Consider the following 15,264-nt stretch of genomic DNA (forward strand, 5'->3'; position numbering starts at 1 on the left):
GCTGCGCAACCGGATCCGACCCCGCGCGGGAATCAGGCTTCCAGCGAAGCCAGGTCGCCCTTGCTTTCCAGCCAGCCCTTGCGATCGCTCGCACGCTTCTTGGCCAGCAGCATGTCCATCAGCGAGCGGGTCTGCTCGCCATCGTCCACGGTCAACTGCACCAACCGGCGCGTATCGGGGTGGATGGTGGATTCACGCAGCTGCGGCGGATTCATTTCACCCAGGCCCTTGAAGCGGGTCACGTTCACCGCGCCCTTGATCTTCTCGCGCTCGATCTTGTCCAGCATGGAACGCTTCTCTTCCTCGTCCAGCGCGTAGAACACCTGCTTGCCCACGTCGATGCGGAACAGCGGCGGCATCGCCACGAACACGTGGCCGGCATCGACCAGCGCCGGGAAGTGCTTCAGGAACAGTGCGGTCAGCAGGGTGGCGATGTGCAGGCCGTCGGAGTCGGCGTCGGCCAGGATCACCACCTTGCCGTAGCGCAGGCCGCTGATGTCATCCTTGCCCGGGTCACAGCCGATGGCGATGGCCAGGTTGTGCACTTCTTCCGAAGCCAGCACGCTGTTGGAGGACACTTCCCACGTGTTCAGGATCTTGCCGCGCAGCGGCATGATCGCCTGGAAATCCTTGTCGCGCGCCTGCTTGGCACTGCCGCCTGCCGAGTCGCCTTCCACCAGGAACAGTTCGGTGCGCGACAGGTCCTGGCTGATGCAGTCGGCCAGCTTGCCGGGCAGGGCCGGGCCCTGGGTGACCTTCTTGCGCACCACCAGCTTTTCGGTCTTCAGGCGGGCGCTGGCGCGTTCGATGGCGATCTGCGCGATCTTCTCGCCCAGTTCCACGTTCTGGTTCAGCAGCAGGCTGAAGGCATCGTGGGCGGCGCCTTCGACGAAGCCGGCGGCCTGGCGCGAGGACAGGCGTTCCTTGGTCTGGCCGCTGAACTGCGGGTCGGTCATCTTCAGCGACAGCACGAAGGACACGCGGTCCCACACGTCTTCCGGGGCCAGCTTGACGCCGCGCGGCAGCAGGTTGCGGAAATCGCAGAACTCGCGCAGCGCCTCGGTCAGGCCGGTGCGCAGGCCGTTCACGTGGGTGCCGTGCTGGGCGGTGGGAATCAGGTTGACGTAGCTTTCCTGTACCAGCTCACCTTCCGGCAGCCAGGCCACGGCCCAGTCCACGACTTCGGTGTCCTTCTTCAGGTTGCCCACGAACAGGTCGGCCGGCAGCGATTCGCGCTCGCCCAGTTCCAGCTTCAGGTAATCGCGCAGGCCGTCTTCGTAGTACCAGGTGTCGACTTCGCCGGTGGCCTCGTCGGTCAGCTTCACGGTCAGGCCCGGGCACAGCACAGCCTTGGCGCGCAGCAGGTGCTTGAGCGCGCGCACGGCGAACTTGGGCGTATCGAAGTACTTCGGGTCGGGCCAGAAGCGCACGCGGGTTCCGGTGTTCTTCTTGCCCACCGTGCCGACCACTTCCAGCGGGGTGGCGCGGTCGCCGTTGCGGAAGGTGATGCGGTGCTCGGCGCCTTCGCGCTTGATGTGCACTTCCACCAGGGTGGACAGCGCGTTGACCACGCTCACGCCCACGCCGTGCAGGCCGCCGGAGAAGGTGTAGTTGTTGTTGCTGAACTTGCCGCCCGCATGCAGGCGGGTCAGGATCAGCTCCACGCCGGGAATCTTTTCTTCCGGGTGGATGTCCACCGGCATGCCGCGGCCGTCATCGCTGACTTCCACGCTGCCATCCTTGTACAGGGTGATCTCGATGGAGCGGGCATGGCCGGCCAGCGCCTCGTCCACCGAGTTGTCGATCACTTCCTGCGCCAGATGGTTCGGGCGCGCGGTGTCGGTATACATGCCGGGACGGCGCTTGACCGGGTCAAGGCCGGACAGGACTTCAATATCGGCGGCGTTATAGCGGGCGTTCATCTATGTTCGGAAGCTTGGAGCGACGCGCAAGTGTGCGGTCTGGAACGCGATTTTGCACGCCTGCGGTTCAGCCTCGGCCACCACAAGGGGGTAAAATGGGCATCGCTGGAATCCAGACGCCGGCACCCCCATGTCGAAGCGATACCGCGAGGAGGACTCCATGAAGAAGTTGCTGACCATTGCGATCCTGGCCGCCGCCGCCGTTGCCGTGCCCCTGGTCATGGCGCAGAACGCCGGCCAGCCGGCCCCGCAGCAGAACGACCAGGCCGACAAGGCCGCGCAGTCCGAAGCCGATGCCAAGGCCAAGCGCCGGGCCCAGGCCAATGCCGAAATGAAGGCCAAGGGCCAGCCGGTCCCGCAGCAGGAAGAAGAAGAGGAAGCGCGGAAGAAGCGTTAAGTCTTACGCCCCCCAAGGCCCTTGGTACAAGGGTTCTGTTCCTGAACGCCCCGCATTGCGGGGCGTTTTCTTTTGCCCTTGCCGCCATCTGCCCCTTGGGTTGGCGGCCCTCTATCTGTAAACTATGGCTTTCCGGGAGTAAGTGCGTGTCCACCCTTTGCGAATGGGCTGGAAGGGCCAGGTCTGGCCTCCAGCAATGCGGGTCGCAGGTGACGGTCGAAATGGCCGGCACGGCCGCCCCGACCTCGCACGAAGGTTCCCGCCCGGCGCCTGCCGCCGGCCAGGTCCGCACCTCCCTCGCTGTCCCAGCGAACCGGAAAACCCCCTTTCTGCACCCTGTCTGCCCCCCGGGCAGGCGTGGTGCTGCCGTTTTCCATTTCCAGACAGGATGCTTGCAGCCATGACTCCCTTGATTTTCGTAACCGGCGGCGTGGTGTCCTCGCTCGGCAAAGGCATTGCCGCTGCGTCGCTGGCCGCCATTCTTGAAGCGCGTGGCCTGAAGGTCACGATGATGAAGCTCGACCCGTACATCAACGTGGACCCGGGCACGATGAGCCCGTTCCAGCACGGCGAGGTCTACGTCACCGACGATGGCGCCGAGACCGACCTCGACCTGGGCCACTACGAGCGTTTCGTGCGCACCCGCCTGAGCCGCAAGAATTCGGTCACCACCGGTCGCATCTACGAGAACGTGATCCGCAAGGAGCGCCGCGGCGACTACCTGGGCGCGACCGTGCAGGTCATTCCGCACATCACCGACGAGATCCGCCGCTGCATCGACGAAGCCACCGAGGGCTACGACGTGGCCCTGGTCGAGATCGGCGGCACGGTGGGCGACATCGAATCGCTGCCGTTCCTGGAGGCCATCCGCCAGGTGCGCACCGAGCGTGGCCCGGAGAAGGCGCTGTTCATGCACCTCACCCTGGTGCCCTACATCGGGGCCGCCGGTGAGCTGAAGACCAAGCCGACCCAGCATTCGGTGAAGGAACTGCGTTCGATCGGCATCCAGCCGGACGTGCTGCTGTGCCGTTCCGAGCAGGCCGTGCCCGATTCGGAGCGCCGCAAGATCGCCCAGTTCACCAACGTCTCCGAACGCGCCGTCATCAGCGTGCCGGACGTGGACGTGCTCTACCGCATTCCCTCGGGCCTGCACGCGCAGGGCCTGGACGAGATCGTGGTGAGCCAGCTGAAGCTGGCCGACAAGGCCGGCCCGGTGGACCTGTCGATGTGGGAAGACGCCGTCGATGCCACCCTGCACCCGCTGGACGAAGTGACCATCGCCGTGGTTGGCAAGTACGTCGACCACCAGGACGCCTACAAGTCGGTGGGCGAAGCACTCAAGCACGGTGGCCTGCGCCAGCGCACCAAGGTCAACCTGAAGTGGCTGGAAGCGCAGGACCTGGAAGGCACCGACATGGCCGCCCTGGCCGACGTTGACGGCATCCTGGTGCCGGGCGGCTTCGGTGACCGTGGCTTCGAAGGCAAGGTACTGACCTCGCAGTTCGCGCGCCAGAACAGCGTGCCGTACTTCGGCATCTGCTACGGCATGCAGGCCGCGGTGGTCGACTACGCACGCCACGTGCTGGGCCTGGAGCAGGCCAACAGCACCGAGAACGACCGCCAGTCGCCGGACCCGGTGATCGGCCTGATCACCGAATGGCGCACCGCCACCGGTGATGTCGAAAAGCGCGACGACAAGAGCGACCTGGGCGGCACCATGCGCCTGGGCCTGCAGGAACAGCGCCTGAAGCCGGGCACCTTGGCCCGCGAGCTGTACGGCAAGGACGTGGTGGCCGAGCGCCATCGCCATCGCTACGAGTTCAACAACCGCTACCGCACCCAGCTGGAAGATGCCGGCCTGGTGATCTCGGGCAAGTCGATGGACGACACTCTGGTGGAAGTGGTGGAGCTGCCGCGCGATGCGCACCCGTGGTTCCTGGCCTGCCAGGCGCACCCGGAATTCCTGTCCACGCCGCGCGACGGCCACCCGCTGTTCATCGGCTTCATCCGTGCCGCGCGTGAGCGCAAGGCTGGCGGCGCGCTGCTGGCCGAAGCCCGCGCCTGACTTGTGAATGGGGGTTGCGGCCCCCATCCTGCATGCTTCAACCCCAGCGCGCTGGCTTGTACGGCGCGCGGACCAACAAGGAAACGCCATGAAACTGTGTGGATTCGAGGTTGGGCTGGACCAGCCCCTGTTCCTGATCGCTGGACCCTGCGTGATCGAGTCGATGCAGCTGCAGCTCGATACCGCCGGCAAGCTGAAGGAGATCACCGACAAGCTTGGCGTCAACTTCATCTTCAAGTCGAGCTTCGACAAGGCCAACCGTACCTCGGGTACCGCGTTCCGCGGTCCGGGCATGGAAGAAGGCCTGAAGGTGCTGGCCGAAGTGAAGAAGCAGATCGGCGTGCCGGTGCTGACCGACGTGCATGAATACACCCCGATGGACGAAGTGGCCTCGGTGGTGGACGTGCTGCAGACCCCGGCGTTCCTGGTCCGCCAGACCGATTTCATCCGCAAGGTGTGCGCCGCCGGCAAGCCGGTCAACATCAAGAAGGGCCAGTTCCTGGCGCCGTGGGACATGAAGCCGGTCGTGGAGAAGGCCAAGTCCACCGGCAACGAGCAGATCATGGTCTGCGAGCGTGGCGCCAGCTTCGGCTACAACAACCTGGTCAGCGACATGCGTTCGCTGGCGGTGATGCGCGACACCGGCTGCCCGGTGGTGTTCGACGCCACCCATTCGGTGCAGCTGCCGGGCGGGCAGGGCACCAGTTCCGGTGGCCAGCGTGAACACGTACCGGTGCTGGCGCGCGCTGCCGTGGCCGTGGGCATTTCCGGCCTGTTCGCCGAAACCCATCCGGACCCGTCCAAGGCGCTGTCCGATGGCCCCAATGCGTGGCCGCTGGACCAGATGGAAGCGCTGCTGGAGACCCTGATGGAGCTCGACGCGGTGACCAAGAAGCACGGTTTCTCGCGCTTCGCGTGAGTCTGGACCCGTGGGCGGCGCTGGAAGCACGGCGTCGCCGGCGGCACTGGCGGCAGTGGCCGTGGGGCTGGGTGGCCGTGGCCTTCGGCGTGCTGATGTGGGCGGCGTTGGGCTATGCCGTGTTGCTGGCAGCGGGAAGCACCCGCATGCCGGGCGACGGTGCCGCGCCGCGCTGGCAGCATTCGATGGCCTGGGCCTGCCTGAACACGGCGGCCGTGTCGTGCGTGCTGAGCGCGGTCACTACCGTGCTGGGCTGGCGCCTGCGTCGTGCGCGTGGCGCGGCCATGCTGGCAGGCCTGCTGTTGCTTGCCGTGGCGCTGCTGCTGGGCGGGGTCGTGCTGACCCAGCTGTGATCCTCACCCGGGCGGGGAGCCCATTCACCTGATGAATCCAACATCTTCCGCGCCCGCTTCGCGCCGGCCGTGGCCCTGGGGCCTGTGTGCGCTCAGCCTGGCCGTGCTGGCCTGGGCGGCCCTGGGTGCAGGCGTGCTGGTGTTTCTGTCGGCCATCGGTTCGCCCGGCGATGGCAGTCATGCGCTGGAATCGGTGCAGGTGGCCCTGTTTGCGGCCATCGGCGTGCTGGCAGTGTCCGCGCTGGGCAGTGGCGTCGCTTCGGTGCTGGCGTGGCGCCTGCGGCGTGGGCGTGGCTTGGCCGCCGTGGCGGCGTTGCTGCTGGCCCTGCTGGGCATGATCGTGGCCGTGCCGATGCTGGTGCAGGGCCAGGATCCGGTCGTGATCGGCGACACCATTTGGCAAGCGGCGGGCAGCCGGGGATAATCACGCGGCATTCGTTTTGTCGCCTCCTCTCCTTACAGGTAACCGGCCCGACCATGAGTACGATCCGCAGCATCCACGCCCGTGAAATCCTCGACAGCCGTGGCAACCCCACGCTGGAAGCCGAAGTCATCCTGGAGGACGGTTCGTTCGGTCGCGCCGCGGTTCCTTCCGGCGCCTCGACCGGCACCAAGGAAGCGGTGGAGCTGCGTGACGGCGACAAGACCCGTTACCTGGGCAAGGGCGTACGCAAGGCCGTCGACAACGTCAATGGCGCCATCGCCAACGCGCTGAAGGGCTTCGAAGCCACCGACCAGGCCGGCCTGGACCGTCGCCTGATCGATCTGGACGGCACCGAGAACAAGGGCCGCCTGGGCGCCAACGCGCTGCTGGGTGTTTCCATGGCTGCCGCGCATGCTGCCGCCGCTTCCAGCAAGCAGGCGCTGTGGCAGTACCTGGCCGGCAAGACCGGCGCCACGCCGTCGCTGCCGGTGCCGATGATGAACATCATCAACGGCGGCGCGCATGCCGACAACAACGTCGATTTCCAGGAATTCATGGTGCTGCCGGTTGGCTTCACCTCGTTCTCTGAAGCGCTGCGCGCCGGCACCGAAATCTTCCATTCGCTGAAGTCGGTGCTGAAGGGCCATGGCCTGAGCACCGCCGTGGGCGACGAAGGCGGCTTCGCGCCGGACTTCCGCAGCAACGTCGAAGCGCTGGACACCATCCTGGAAGCCATCGGCAAGGCCGGCTACACCGCCGGTGAAGACGTGCTGCTGGGCCTGGACGTGGCCTCCAGCGAATTCTTCGAGAACGGCAAGTACAACCTGGTGGGCGAGAACAAGCGCCTGACCTCCGAGCAGTTCGTCGACTTCCTGGCCGACTGGGCCGCGCAGTACCCGATCATCACGATTGAAGATGGCCTGGCCGAGAACGACTGGGCCGGCTGGAAGCTGCTGACCGACCGCATCGGCAAGCAGGTGCAGCTGGTGGGCGACGATCTGTTCGTCACCAATCCGCGCATCTTCCAGGAAGGCATCGATTCGGGCACCGCCAATGCGATCCTGATCAAGGTCAACCAGATCGGGACGCTCAGCGAAACCCTGGAAGCGATCGCCATGGCCGACCGTGCCGGCTACGCCGCCGTGGTCTCGCACCGTTCGGGCGAAACCGAAGACACCACCATCGCCGACATCTCGGTTGCCACCACCGCGACCCAGATCAAGACCGGTTCGCTGTGCCGTAGCGATCGCGTGGCCAAGTACAACCAGCTGCTGCGCATCGAGGAAGCCCTCGGTGCCGGCGCGCGTTACGCCGGTCGTGACGCGTTCGTTTCGCTGAAGCGCTGAGCCCATGCGCGATTGGCGCTGGCTGCTGCTGGTGCTGGCCCTGCTGCTGGCATGGCTGCAGTACCGTTTCTGGTTCGGCCCGGGCAATTCGGGTGAAGTGATGACGCTCGAAGCCCAGGTCGCCAACCAGGAACGGGACAACGAAGGTCTGCAGCAGCGCAACGATGCGCTGGCTGCCGAAGTGAAGGACCTGAAAGAAGGCCAGGCCGCCATCGAAGAGCGCGCTCGCAGCGAGCTGGGCATGATCAAGCCCGGCGAGAAGTTCTACCGCGTGGTGGAGGATGCCGCCTCGCGTCCGCCGGCGGCTGCACCGGTGGCTGCACAGACCGGCGACCACACGGCGGACGTGCCATGAGCGCGGCCATCTGGGTGGTGGTGCCAGCGGCAGGCCGCGGCACCCGCTTCGGTGCGCCGCTGCCCAAGCAGTACCTGCAGGCAGGCGGCAGGATCCTGCTGGCCCACACCCTGGATGCGCTGCTGGCGCATCCGGCGGTGGCCGGCGTGATGGTCGTGCTGGGCCCGGACGATGCCGACTGGCCGGGCTGGACCGAGTTCGCGGGCAAGCCGGTGCTGACCTGCATCGGCGGCGCCACCCGCGCCGCGTCGGTGCTGGCGGGCCTGCAGGCGTTGCCCGACAGCGTGCGCGCCGATGAATTCGTGCTGGTGCACGATGCCGCGCGCCCGAACCTGTCGCCGGCCGATCTGGGCCGGCTGCTGGAAGTGGGGCGTGCCGACCCGGTCGGCGCGATCCTGGCCGCGCCGGTGCGCGACACCTTGAAGCGTGCCGGCGACGATGGTGGCATCGATGCCACCGAGCCGCGCGCACGCCTGTGGCGCGCGCTCACCCCGCAGTTGTTCCGCCGCCACCAGCTGGCGCGCGCGCTGGCCGATGCCGCCGCTGCCGATGTCGAGGTGACCGACGAGGCCATGGCCATGGAGCGCCAGGGCCATCGCCCACTGCTGGTGGAAGGCAGCGAGGACAACTTCAAGATCACCACGCCGGCCGACCTGGACCGTTTCGAATTCGTACTTTCCCGCCGCGCTGGTTGAGTGACCGCGCGGCCCTGCTGCAAGGGTTGCATCCATGAGCACCGCTCCGTTCCCGCCCGTCCGAATCGGCCAGGGCTATGACGTCCATGCCTTCGGTGAAGGCGACCACATCATGCTTGGCGGCGTGAACGTACCGCACAGCTGCGGCGTGCTGGCCCACAGCGATGGCGACGTGATCCTGCACGCGCTGTGCGATGCGATGCTGGGCGCGCTTGCGCTGGGCGATATCGGCCAACACTTCCCGCCCAGCGACGACCGCTGGAAGGGCGCCGACAGCAGCGATTTCGTACGCCACTGCGACAGCCTGCTGCGCGAGCGCGGCTGGCGGGTCGGCAACACCGACATCACCGTCATCTGCGAGCGCCCCAAGGTCGGCCCGCATGCGCTGGCCATGCGTGAGCGCATCGGCGGCCTGTTGCAGCTGCCGCTGGACGCGGTCAGCGTGAAGGCCACCACCTCGGAGAAGCTGGGCTTCACCGGGCGTGGCGAAGGCATCGCCGCGCAGGCGGTGGTGCTGCTGGTGGCCGCATGATTCCGGTGCCGTTGGCGTTCGGTGCGCCGTTGCTGCGCGCCCGCATCCGCAGCACGCCGGAAGATTTCCAGGTGGACGAACTGCCGGCCTTCGAGGCCACCGGCGAGGGCGAGCACCTGCTGCTGCACATCCGCAAGCGCGGCGCCAACACAGTGCATGTGGCCAAGCTGCTGGCGGCGTGGGCCGGCCTGCCGGAAATGGCGGTCAGCTATGCCGGCATGAAGGACCGCCACGCGGTCACCACCCAGCGCTTCAGCGTGCACCTGCCCAAGCGGGTGGCGCCTGACCTGGCCGCACTGGCCAGCGACGAGATCGAAGTGCTCGACGCCACCTGGCACAACCGCAAGCTGCAGCGCGGCGCCCTGGCTGGCAATCGCTTCAAGCTGGTCCTGCGCAATGTGCAGGGCGATGCCGCCGCGATCAGCGAACGCCTGCAGCAGATCGCCACCCGCGGCCTGCCCAACTGGTTCGGCGAACAGCGTTTTGGTCGCGACGGTGGCAACGTGCCGGCGGCCCTGGCCATGTTCGGCGGCCGCCGCATGCGCAAGGACCAGCGCTCGCTGCTGCTGTCGGCCGCCCGTTCGGCGCTGTTCAACCGGGTGCTGGCTGCCCGGGTGGAGCAGGGCAGCTGGGATCAGCCGCTGCAGGGTGAGGTGTGGATGCTCGATGGCAGCCGCAGCGTGTTCGGTCCGGAGCCGTACACCGATGCGTTGGCCGATCGCCTGGCACGGTTCGACATCCATCCCAGCGCGCCGTTGTGGGGCGAGGGCGAACTGCGCAGTACCGATGCCGCGCGCGCGCTGGAACTGGGCGCGCTGGACGATGAAGAGTCCAAGGCGCTGCGCGCAGGGTTGGAAGATGCGCGCCTGAAGCAGGAGCGGCGCGCGATGCGCCTGCGCCCGGCGCTGCTGCAGCACCAGTGGCTGGCCGATGACGTGCTCGAGCTTTCCTTTGCGCTGCCACCGGGCTGCTACGCCACTGCAGTGCTGCATGAGCTGGGTCCGGTGGAGGACGCCTCGCAGGGGTGAGGACCCGGCGGTGCAGCGCATCCACGCCTGGCGTGGATGCATGCCTCACCGCCCGGTAGATCCACGCCATGCGTGGATGAATGCCTCACCGCCGCGCCAACAACACCAGCACCGCACCGGTGCCGCCCTGTCCGGGCGGCGCCGAATGAAACGCCAGCACATCGTTGCGCAGCCGCAACAGGCGGTCCACCAGGTTCTTCAGCACGGGCGCGCCGCCGTCAGACTGCAGCCCCTTGCCGTGGATGATGCGCACGCAACCGAACTCATGCGCGTGCGCTTCCAGCAGGAACTGGCGCAGCAGCGCTTCGGCCTGCGCGGCAGTCGCGCCATGCAGGTCCAGTTCGTCCTGCACCGAATACTGGCCGCGCTTGAGCCGCTGGAACATGCGCGGCGGCAGCGTGTCACGCCGGTAGCTGGCGGTATCGCCCGCCTCCAGCGGACTGCTGTCGCGCAGCAGCCGGGCGAACTCACCGGCCGCTTCCTGCTCGTCGCGTTCGGCCATGCGGGCGCGCGGTTTCGGCCGTGGTGCGGCCGGCGCCGGTTCGGCATCCTTGCGCAGCGGGGTGACTTCGCCGATGGCCGCGCGGAACAGCGCGGCGGGGTCTTCATCTTCTGGGTGCGACATGTGCACAGGGTAAACCGCCACTGATGCGCTGCCTACGGCATTTCAAACGCTTCCGTGACCGCCGGCAGGGTAGGACCCGCGCCCCGCTTGCGGCACAATAGTGGACGCACTTGCGAGATCGCCGGTTCCCGAGGGGGCGGCTGCCGGTCCCGCCCACGCGGCAAGGTGATGGAATCGAATTCTTGGAAAATCAAGCGGTTGAATCGAACATGCGCATCCTGGTCAGCAACGACGACGGCGTAGACGCTGCAGGCATCCGGATGCTGGCGCAGGTGCTGCGCGACGCCGGGCATGAAGTCACGGTGGTTGCCCCCGATCGCGACCGGTCCGGTGCCAGCAATTCACTGACGCTGGATCTGCCGATCCGGCTCAAGCGCATCGACCACTACACCGTCTCGGTGGCGGGCACGCCCACCGACTGTGTGCATCTGGCGCTGACCGGCCTGCTCGAGTTCGAACCGGATATCGTCGTGTCGGGCATCAACAATGCCGCCAACCTCGGCGACGATGTCATCTACTCCGGCACGGTCTCGGCGGCCATGGAAGGGCGGTTCCTGGGGCTGCCGGCAGTGGCGGTCTCACTGGTCAGCCGCAACCATGACCCGAAGCATTTCGAAACCGCGGCGCGTGCGGCTGTGGAGATCGTGGCCCGGCTGAAGGCCGACCCGCTGCCGGCCGACACCATTCTGAACGTGAACGTGCCTGACCTGCCGTGGGGCGAGGTGAAGGGCTTCGAAGTGACCCGCCTGGGCAACCGCCACCGCGCCGAAGGGTGCATCGCGCAGAAGGATCCGCGCGGCAACGAGGTGTACTGGATCGGTCCGGCCGGTCGCGAGCAGGATTCCGGTCCCGGTACCGATTTCCACGCGGTGCGCACCGGCCATATTTCGATCACCCCCATCCAGGTCGACCTGACCCGCTACCAGGCACTGGAGAAGGTGGCCAGCTGGGTCGGTGGCCTGAGCGCCGCGCTGGACCAGCCGGCATGAGCCCGCGCCTGCGCCTGCAGCCGGAAGCCGTGGGGATCGGCATGACTTCGCAGCGCGTGCGCGACCGCCTGGTCGATCGCCTGCGCGAGGCCGGCATTGCCGACGAGGCCACGCTCAATGCCATCCGCATCGTGCCGCGCCATCTGTTCATCGATGAAGCCCTGGCCTCGCGTGCCTACGAGGACACCGCGCTGCCGATCGGCCACGGCCAGACCATTTCCCAGCCCTGGGTGGTGGCGCGGATGACCGAAGCGGTGCTGCAGGTTGCACCGAAGACGGTGCTGGAAGTGGGCACCGGCTCGGGCTATCAGGCCGCCGTACTCTGCGCCGTCGGCCTCGAGGTCTACACGGTCGAACGCATCGGCGATCTGCTGCGGCAGGCGCGCAAGCGATTCCGCGCGCTGGGCATGAACATCCGCACCAAGCATGACGACGGCCGGGTGGGCTGGGCCGAGCACGGCCCGTACGACGCCGTGGTGGTCACCGCAGCCGCACCGGCGCTGGTCGATGCGCTGGTCGAGCAGTTGGCCGTGGGTGGCCGCCTGGTGGCGCCGGTCGGCGGCCCCGGCGGGCAATCGCTGGTACAGCTCGACCGCAAGGCCGACGGCAGCATCGAACAACGCGTGCTGGCACCGGTCACCTTCGTGCCGCTGCTGTCCGGCATGCTCGACTGAATCCAGGGAGCAGGGTTGCATGAAGATTTTCGGGCCGCTATACGAGCGGGCGATGAAATGGGCGGCGCACGAACGCGCGCCGACCTATCTGACCGTCTTGAGTTTTTTCGAAGCCATCATCTTCCCGGTCATGCCGGAAGTGATGCTGGCGCCGATGTGCGTGGCCCAGCCCAAGCGCGGCTGGTGGTTTGCCACCCTCAGCCTGGCCGGCTCGATGGTGGGCGCAGTGATCGGTTACGCCCTGGGCCACTACGCCTTCGAGGCGGTGAAGCCGCTGTTCGAGATGCTGGGCATGCTGCCGGCCATTGAAGATGGCATCGCCACGGTGCAGGCCAAGATGGCCGAGTCGCCCTGGGCGGTGTTCACCTTCCTGGTGCTGGGGGGCTTCATGCCCATCCCGATGAAGGTCTTCACGTGGGCATCGGGTATCGTCGGTGTGCCCATGCCGCAGTATCTGTTGAGCATGCTGATCGGTCGCGGCAAGCGTGTGTACGTTCTGGCCGCCGTGATCCGCATTGGCGGCCCGCGCGCGGAAGCCGCGCTGCGGCGCTGGATTGAACCGCTGGGCTGGATCGCCACCGCGCTGGTGGTGGTGCTGGTTGCCTGGCTTGTATGGAGGTCGAAGTTCGCATGAATGCAAATGGTCTGGGCAAGGGCGTGCGTATCGGCGCGCTGGCATTGCTGGTTTCCTCGCTGGCTGCCTGTGGCACCGCCACGGTGGTCCGCCCCGGTGGCAGCGGTGCGGCAGCCAGTACGCCCAAGACCTCGGTGCCCAAGCCGGGGCAGACCGTGGTCGTGCGCAAGGGCGACACCATCTACGCACTCGCCCGCATCCACGACATCACCCCGGCCGACCTGATTGCCTGGAACCGGCTGGACAACCCGTCGCAGATCTATCCGGGCCAGGTCATCCGCCTGTATCCGCAGGGTGCCGGCAGCGGCCGCGCACCCACCACGGTGGTCACCGCGCCGCGTCCGGCCACCGGCAGTGGCAGCACGCCTTCGACGGCGCCGAGCACCGCGCCGGCCACGCCGGTCAAGAGCAGCATTGCCTGGCGCTGGCCGGCCGACGGTGCGGTGGTGGGTCGCTATGTGGCGGGTGATGCCACCAAGCAGGGCGTCGACATCGCAGGCAGCAGCGGGGCCCCGGTGCGCGCATCGGCCAACGGCGTGGTGGTGTACTCCGGCGCAGGCCTGGTGGGCTACGGCGAGCTGATCATCATCAAGCACAGTGACCAGTGGCTGTCGGCCTATGGCCACAACCGCAAGCGCCTGGTGAACGAAGGGCAGAACGTGAAGGCCGGCGAGCAGATCGCGGAAATGGGCCGTACCGGTGCGAACCGCGACATGCTGCACTTCGAGATTCGTTACAACGGCAAGCCGGTCGACCCGCAGCAGTATCTGCCGGCGCGCTAGCGCGGGCAGATACGGGTAGCGCCGGGCCATGCCCGGCGGCTCATCGCGCCCACACGAAAACGCCCGAGCATCGGCCCGGGCGCCAGGGGTATCGCGATCTGATCCGGGCCACGCCCGGCGGCTGCCGCCTCAACCTTCCAGAATGAAGGCCGCGGCGACCTTGCGGCCTTCGCCGGCAAGAATGTTGAACGTGCGCGCGGCGGCCGGATTGTTCATCACTTCCAGGCCGATGCCGCGCGACAGGCAGGCGGCCATCACCACGGCGGGCGGGAACACCTGACGATCGCCGGTGCCCAGCACGATCAGCGCCGGGCCCAGGGCCAGGATCGGTTCCAGGTCGGCCACCTGCAGATCGGCGGCACGCAGCACCGGCCAGTCCGTTGCCAGCTGTTCAGGCGTCAGGAAGAAGCTGCTGGACAGCGACTGGTCGTTCACCCGCGCCGAGCGGCCATCGGCCGCGCGCAGGCTGTAAGCGTAATCAGGCGGTTCGTGGTTCAGCTGCATGGGGCAGGGCGATCAGCCGCGCGGAAGCACGATCTGCCGCTGTTCCTTGCTCGGGCGGTAGAGCACGGCCACGTGGCCGATACGCTGTACCAGCGCGGCTTCGGTCGCTTCGACGATCTCACAGATCATCACGTCGCGGGCGTCGCGATCTTCAGCGGCCACCTTCACTTTCACCAGTTCGTGGCGCTCCAGCACCTCGTTCAGCTCGGCGATGAACGCGGGCGTGATGCCCTTGCCGCCGGTCTGCAGCAGTGCCTTCAGATCGTGGGCTTGGCCGCGCAGGAAACGGGTCTGGGAAGCGGTCAGGGCGATGGGCATGCAGAAAACACGGTTGAATGGGGTGATCAGGGTATCATGACCACCCCGTAACCCCCTATTTCCAATGGCTACCCGCAGCAAAAGCAGCCAGCGCTGGCTCAAGGAACACTTCTCCGACCCCTTCGTGAAGAAGGCGCAGGCCGAAGGCATGCGCTCGCGTGCCGCCTACAAGCTCGAAGAGCTGCTCGAACGTGACCGGCTGCTGAAGCCGCACATGGTCGTGGTCGATCTCGGCGCCGCCCCGGGCGGCTGGTCTCAGCAGGTGCGGAGACAGATTGGCGACACCGGCCGCGTGCTGGCCCTGGACATCCTGGACATGCCGCCGCTGGCCGGGGTGGAGTTCCTTCACGGTGACTTCAGGGAAGAAACCGTCCTATCGCAGTTCGAGGCCATGCTGGGCGATCAGCCGGTAGACCTTGTGCTGTCGGACATGGCCCCCAATAAGAGTGGTGTAGGCGCGGTCGACCAGCCGCGGATGATGCACCTGGCAGAGCTGGCCTTGGATTTCGCCGACAACCACCTCAAGACCGGTGGGGCGTTCCTGATCAAGCTGTTCCAGGGCGAAGGCTTCGATGACTACGTGCGTGAAATGCGCCGTCGGTACGACAAAGTCTCCATCCGCAAGCCGGAAGCCTCGCGCAAGCGTTCCCCAGAGGTCTACGCCTTGGGTCAGGGAAAACGCGCCCACATGAAGTAAGCTCG

The 15,264-nt window shown here is 67.1% G+C and carries 19 protein-coding genes; 15 read left to right on the forward strand and 4 right to left on the reverse strand.

Annotation, left to right across the window (positions count from 1 at the left end):
* Positions 1-32 precede the first annotated feature (32 nt).
* Positions 33-1,922: a DNA topoisomerase IV subunit B gene (gene parE, locus C1932_RS07450; RefSeq protein ID WP_108749221.1), complete on the reverse strand. Its 1,890-nt coding sequence runs from the start codon at positions 1,920-1,922 to the stop codon at positions 33-35.
* A 160-nt stretch (positions 1,923-2,082) separates the two neighbouring features.
* On the opposite strand from parE, the gene C1932_RS07455 reads away from it, so the two are divergent.
* The 10 genes from C1932_RS07455 (at position 2,083) to truD (ending at position 10,036) form a co-directional block, all read left to right on the forward strand.
* Positions 2,083-2,319: a hypothetical protein gene (locus tag C1932_RS07455; RefSeq protein WP_108751520.1), complete on the forward strand. Its 237-nt coding sequence runs from the start codon at positions 2,083-2,085 to the stop codon at positions 2,317-2,319.
* A 400-nt stretch (positions 2,320-2,719) separates the two neighbouring features.
* Positions 2,720-4,384: a CTP synthase gene (locus tag C1932_RS07460; protein WP_108761723.1), complete on the forward strand. Its 1,665-nt coding sequence runs from the start codon at positions 2,720-2,722 to the stop codon at positions 4,382-4,384.
* Positions 4,385-4,472: 88 nt separating this feature from the next.
* Positions 4,473-5,303 carry a 3-deoxy-8-phosphooctulonate synthase gene (kdsA, locus tag C1932_RS07465; protein WP_108749223.1) on the forward strand — a complete coding sequence of 277 codons (831 nt, stop codon included), beginning with the start codon at positions 4,473-4,475 and terminating at the stop codon, positions 5,301-5,303.
* Complete coding sequence (locus C1932_RS07470) at positions 5,300-5,656, forward strand: hypothetical protein (RefSeq protein ID WP_108761724.1); 357 nt, start codon at positions 5,300-5,302, stop codon at positions 5,654-5,656. Before kdsA ends, C1932_RS07470 begins: the two co-directional genes overlap by 4 nt.
* A 31-nt stretch (positions 5,657-5,687) precedes the next feature.
* Positions 5,688-6,080 carry a hypothetical protein gene (locus C1932_RS07475; protein WP_108761725.1) on the forward strand — a complete coding sequence of 131 codons (393 nt, stop codon included), beginning with the start codon at positions 5,688-5,690 and terminating at the stop codon, positions 6,078-6,080.
* Between the two features lie 53 nt (positions 6,081-6,133).
* Positions 6,134-7,426 carry a phosphopyruvate hydratase gene (eno, locus tag C1932_RS07480; RefSeq protein ID WP_108752736.1) on the forward strand — a complete coding sequence of 431 codons (1,293 nt, stop codon included), beginning with the start codon at positions 6,134-6,136 and terminating at the stop codon, positions 7,424-7,426.
* 4 nt (positions 7,427-7,430) lie between these two features.
* Positions 7,431-7,781 carry a cell division protein FtsB gene (ftsB, locus tag C1932_RS07485; RefSeq protein WP_108761726.1) on the forward strand — a complete coding sequence of 117 codons (351 nt, stop codon included), beginning with the start codon at positions 7,431-7,433 and terminating at the stop codon, positions 7,779-7,781.
* The gene (gene ispD, locus C1932_RS07490) at positions 7,778-8,476 is read left to right on the forward strand and encodes a 2-C-methyl-D-erythritol 4-phosphate cytidylyltransferase (protein WP_108755894.1); all 699 of its coding nucleotides are present in this window, start codon (positions 7,778-7,780) and stop codon (positions 8,474-8,476) included. The genes ftsB and ispD overlap by 4 nt, the downstream gene beginning before the upstream one ends.
* Positions 8,477-8,510: 34 nt before the next feature.
* Positions 8,511-9,008 carry a 2-C-methyl-D-erythritol 2,4-cyclodiphosphate synthase gene (gene ispF, locus C1932_RS07495; RefSeq protein ID WP_005409005.1) on the forward strand — a complete coding sequence of 166 codons (498 nt, stop codon included), beginning with the start codon at positions 8,511-8,513 and terminating at the stop codon, positions 9,006-9,008.
* Positions 9,005-10,036, forward strand: coding sequence for a tRNA pseudouridine(13) synthase TruD (gene truD / locus C1932_RS07500; RefSeq protein ID WP_108761727.1), 1,032 nt, complete (start codon positions 9,005-9,007; stop codon positions 10,034-10,036). Before ispF ends, truD begins: the two co-directional genes overlap by 4 nt.
* A gap of 85 nt (positions 10,037-10,121) precedes the next feature.
* Here the strand turns inward: truD and C1932_RS07505 are convergent, their stop codons facing one another.
* Positions 10,122-10,661, reverse strand: a complete 540-nt coding sequence (locus tag C1932_RS07505; protein WP_108761728.1) for a Smr/MutS family protein — start codon at positions 10,659-10,661, stop codon at positions 10,122-10,124.
* Positions 10,662-10,870: 209 nt separating this feature from the next.
* Between C1932_RS07505 and surE the strand changes: the two genes are divergently transcribed.
* The 4 genes from surE to C1932_RS07525 are packed head-to-tail and all read left to right on the forward strand — an operon-like array spanning position 10,871 to position 13,740.
* Complete coding sequence (gene surE, locus C1932_RS07510; protein ID WP_108752741.1) at positions 10,871-11,650, forward strand: 5'/3'-nucleotidase SurE; 780 nt, start codon at positions 10,871-10,873, stop codon at positions 11,648-11,650.
* On the forward strand, positions 11,647-12,324 hold the full coding sequence (locus C1932_RS07515) for a protein-L-isoaspartate(D-aspartate) O-methyltransferase (protein ID WP_108761729.1): 678 nt from the start codon (positions 11,647-11,649) through the stop codon (positions 12,322-12,324). Before surE ends, C1932_RS07515 begins: the two co-directional genes overlap by 4 nt.
* 19 nt (positions 12,325-12,343) lie before the next feature.
* Positions 12,344-12,958, forward strand: a complete 615-nt coding sequence (locus C1932_RS07520; RefSeq protein WP_108752743.1) for a YqaA family protein — start codon at positions 12,344-12,346, stop codon at positions 12,956-12,958.
* Positions 12,955-13,740: a peptidoglycan DD-metalloendopeptidase family protein gene (locus tag C1932_RS07525; RefSeq protein WP_108752744.1), complete on the forward strand. Its 786-nt coding sequence runs from the start codon at positions 12,955-12,957 to the stop codon at positions 13,738-13,740. The genes C1932_RS07520 and C1932_RS07525 overlap by 4 nt, the downstream gene beginning before the upstream one ends.
* 129 nt (positions 13,741-13,869) lie before the next feature.
* On the opposite strand, the gene C1932_RS07530 is transcribed toward C1932_RS07525, so the two are convergent.
* Together C1932_RS07530 and yhbY are read right to left on the reverse strand one after the other, a co-directional pair.
* Positions 13,870-14,244 carry an Mth938-like domain-containing protein gene (locus C1932_RS07530; RefSeq protein WP_108749236.1) on the reverse strand — a complete coding sequence of 125 codons (375 nt, stop codon included), beginning with the start codon at positions 14,242-14,244 and terminating at the stop codon, positions 13,870-13,872.
* Between the two features lie 12 nt (positions 14,245-14,256).
* Entirely contained in the window at positions 14,257-14,562 is a 306-nt protein-coding gene (gene yhbY / locus C1932_RS07535; RefSeq protein WP_108761730.1) for a ribosome assembly RNA-binding protein YhbY, read from the reverse strand.
* 64 nt (positions 14,563-14,626) lie between these two features.
* On the opposite strand from yhbY, the gene rlmE reads away from it, so the two are divergent.
* Positions 14,627-15,259 (forward strand): 23S rRNA (uridine(2552)-2'-O)-methyltransferase RlmE, encoded by a 633-nt coding sequence (gene rlmE / locus C1932_RS07540; RefSeq protein ID WP_008265654.1) that lies wholly within the window; start codon positions 14,627-14,629, stop codon positions 15,257-15,259.
* Positions 15,260-15,264: the final 5 nt, after the last annotated feature.

It is taken from the genome of Stenotrophomonas sp. YAU14D1_LEIMI4_1, from assembly GCF_003086815.1.
Classification (GTDB): domain Bacteria; phylum Pseudomonadota; class Gammaproteobacteria; order Xanthomonadales; family Xanthomonadaceae; genus Stenotrophomonas.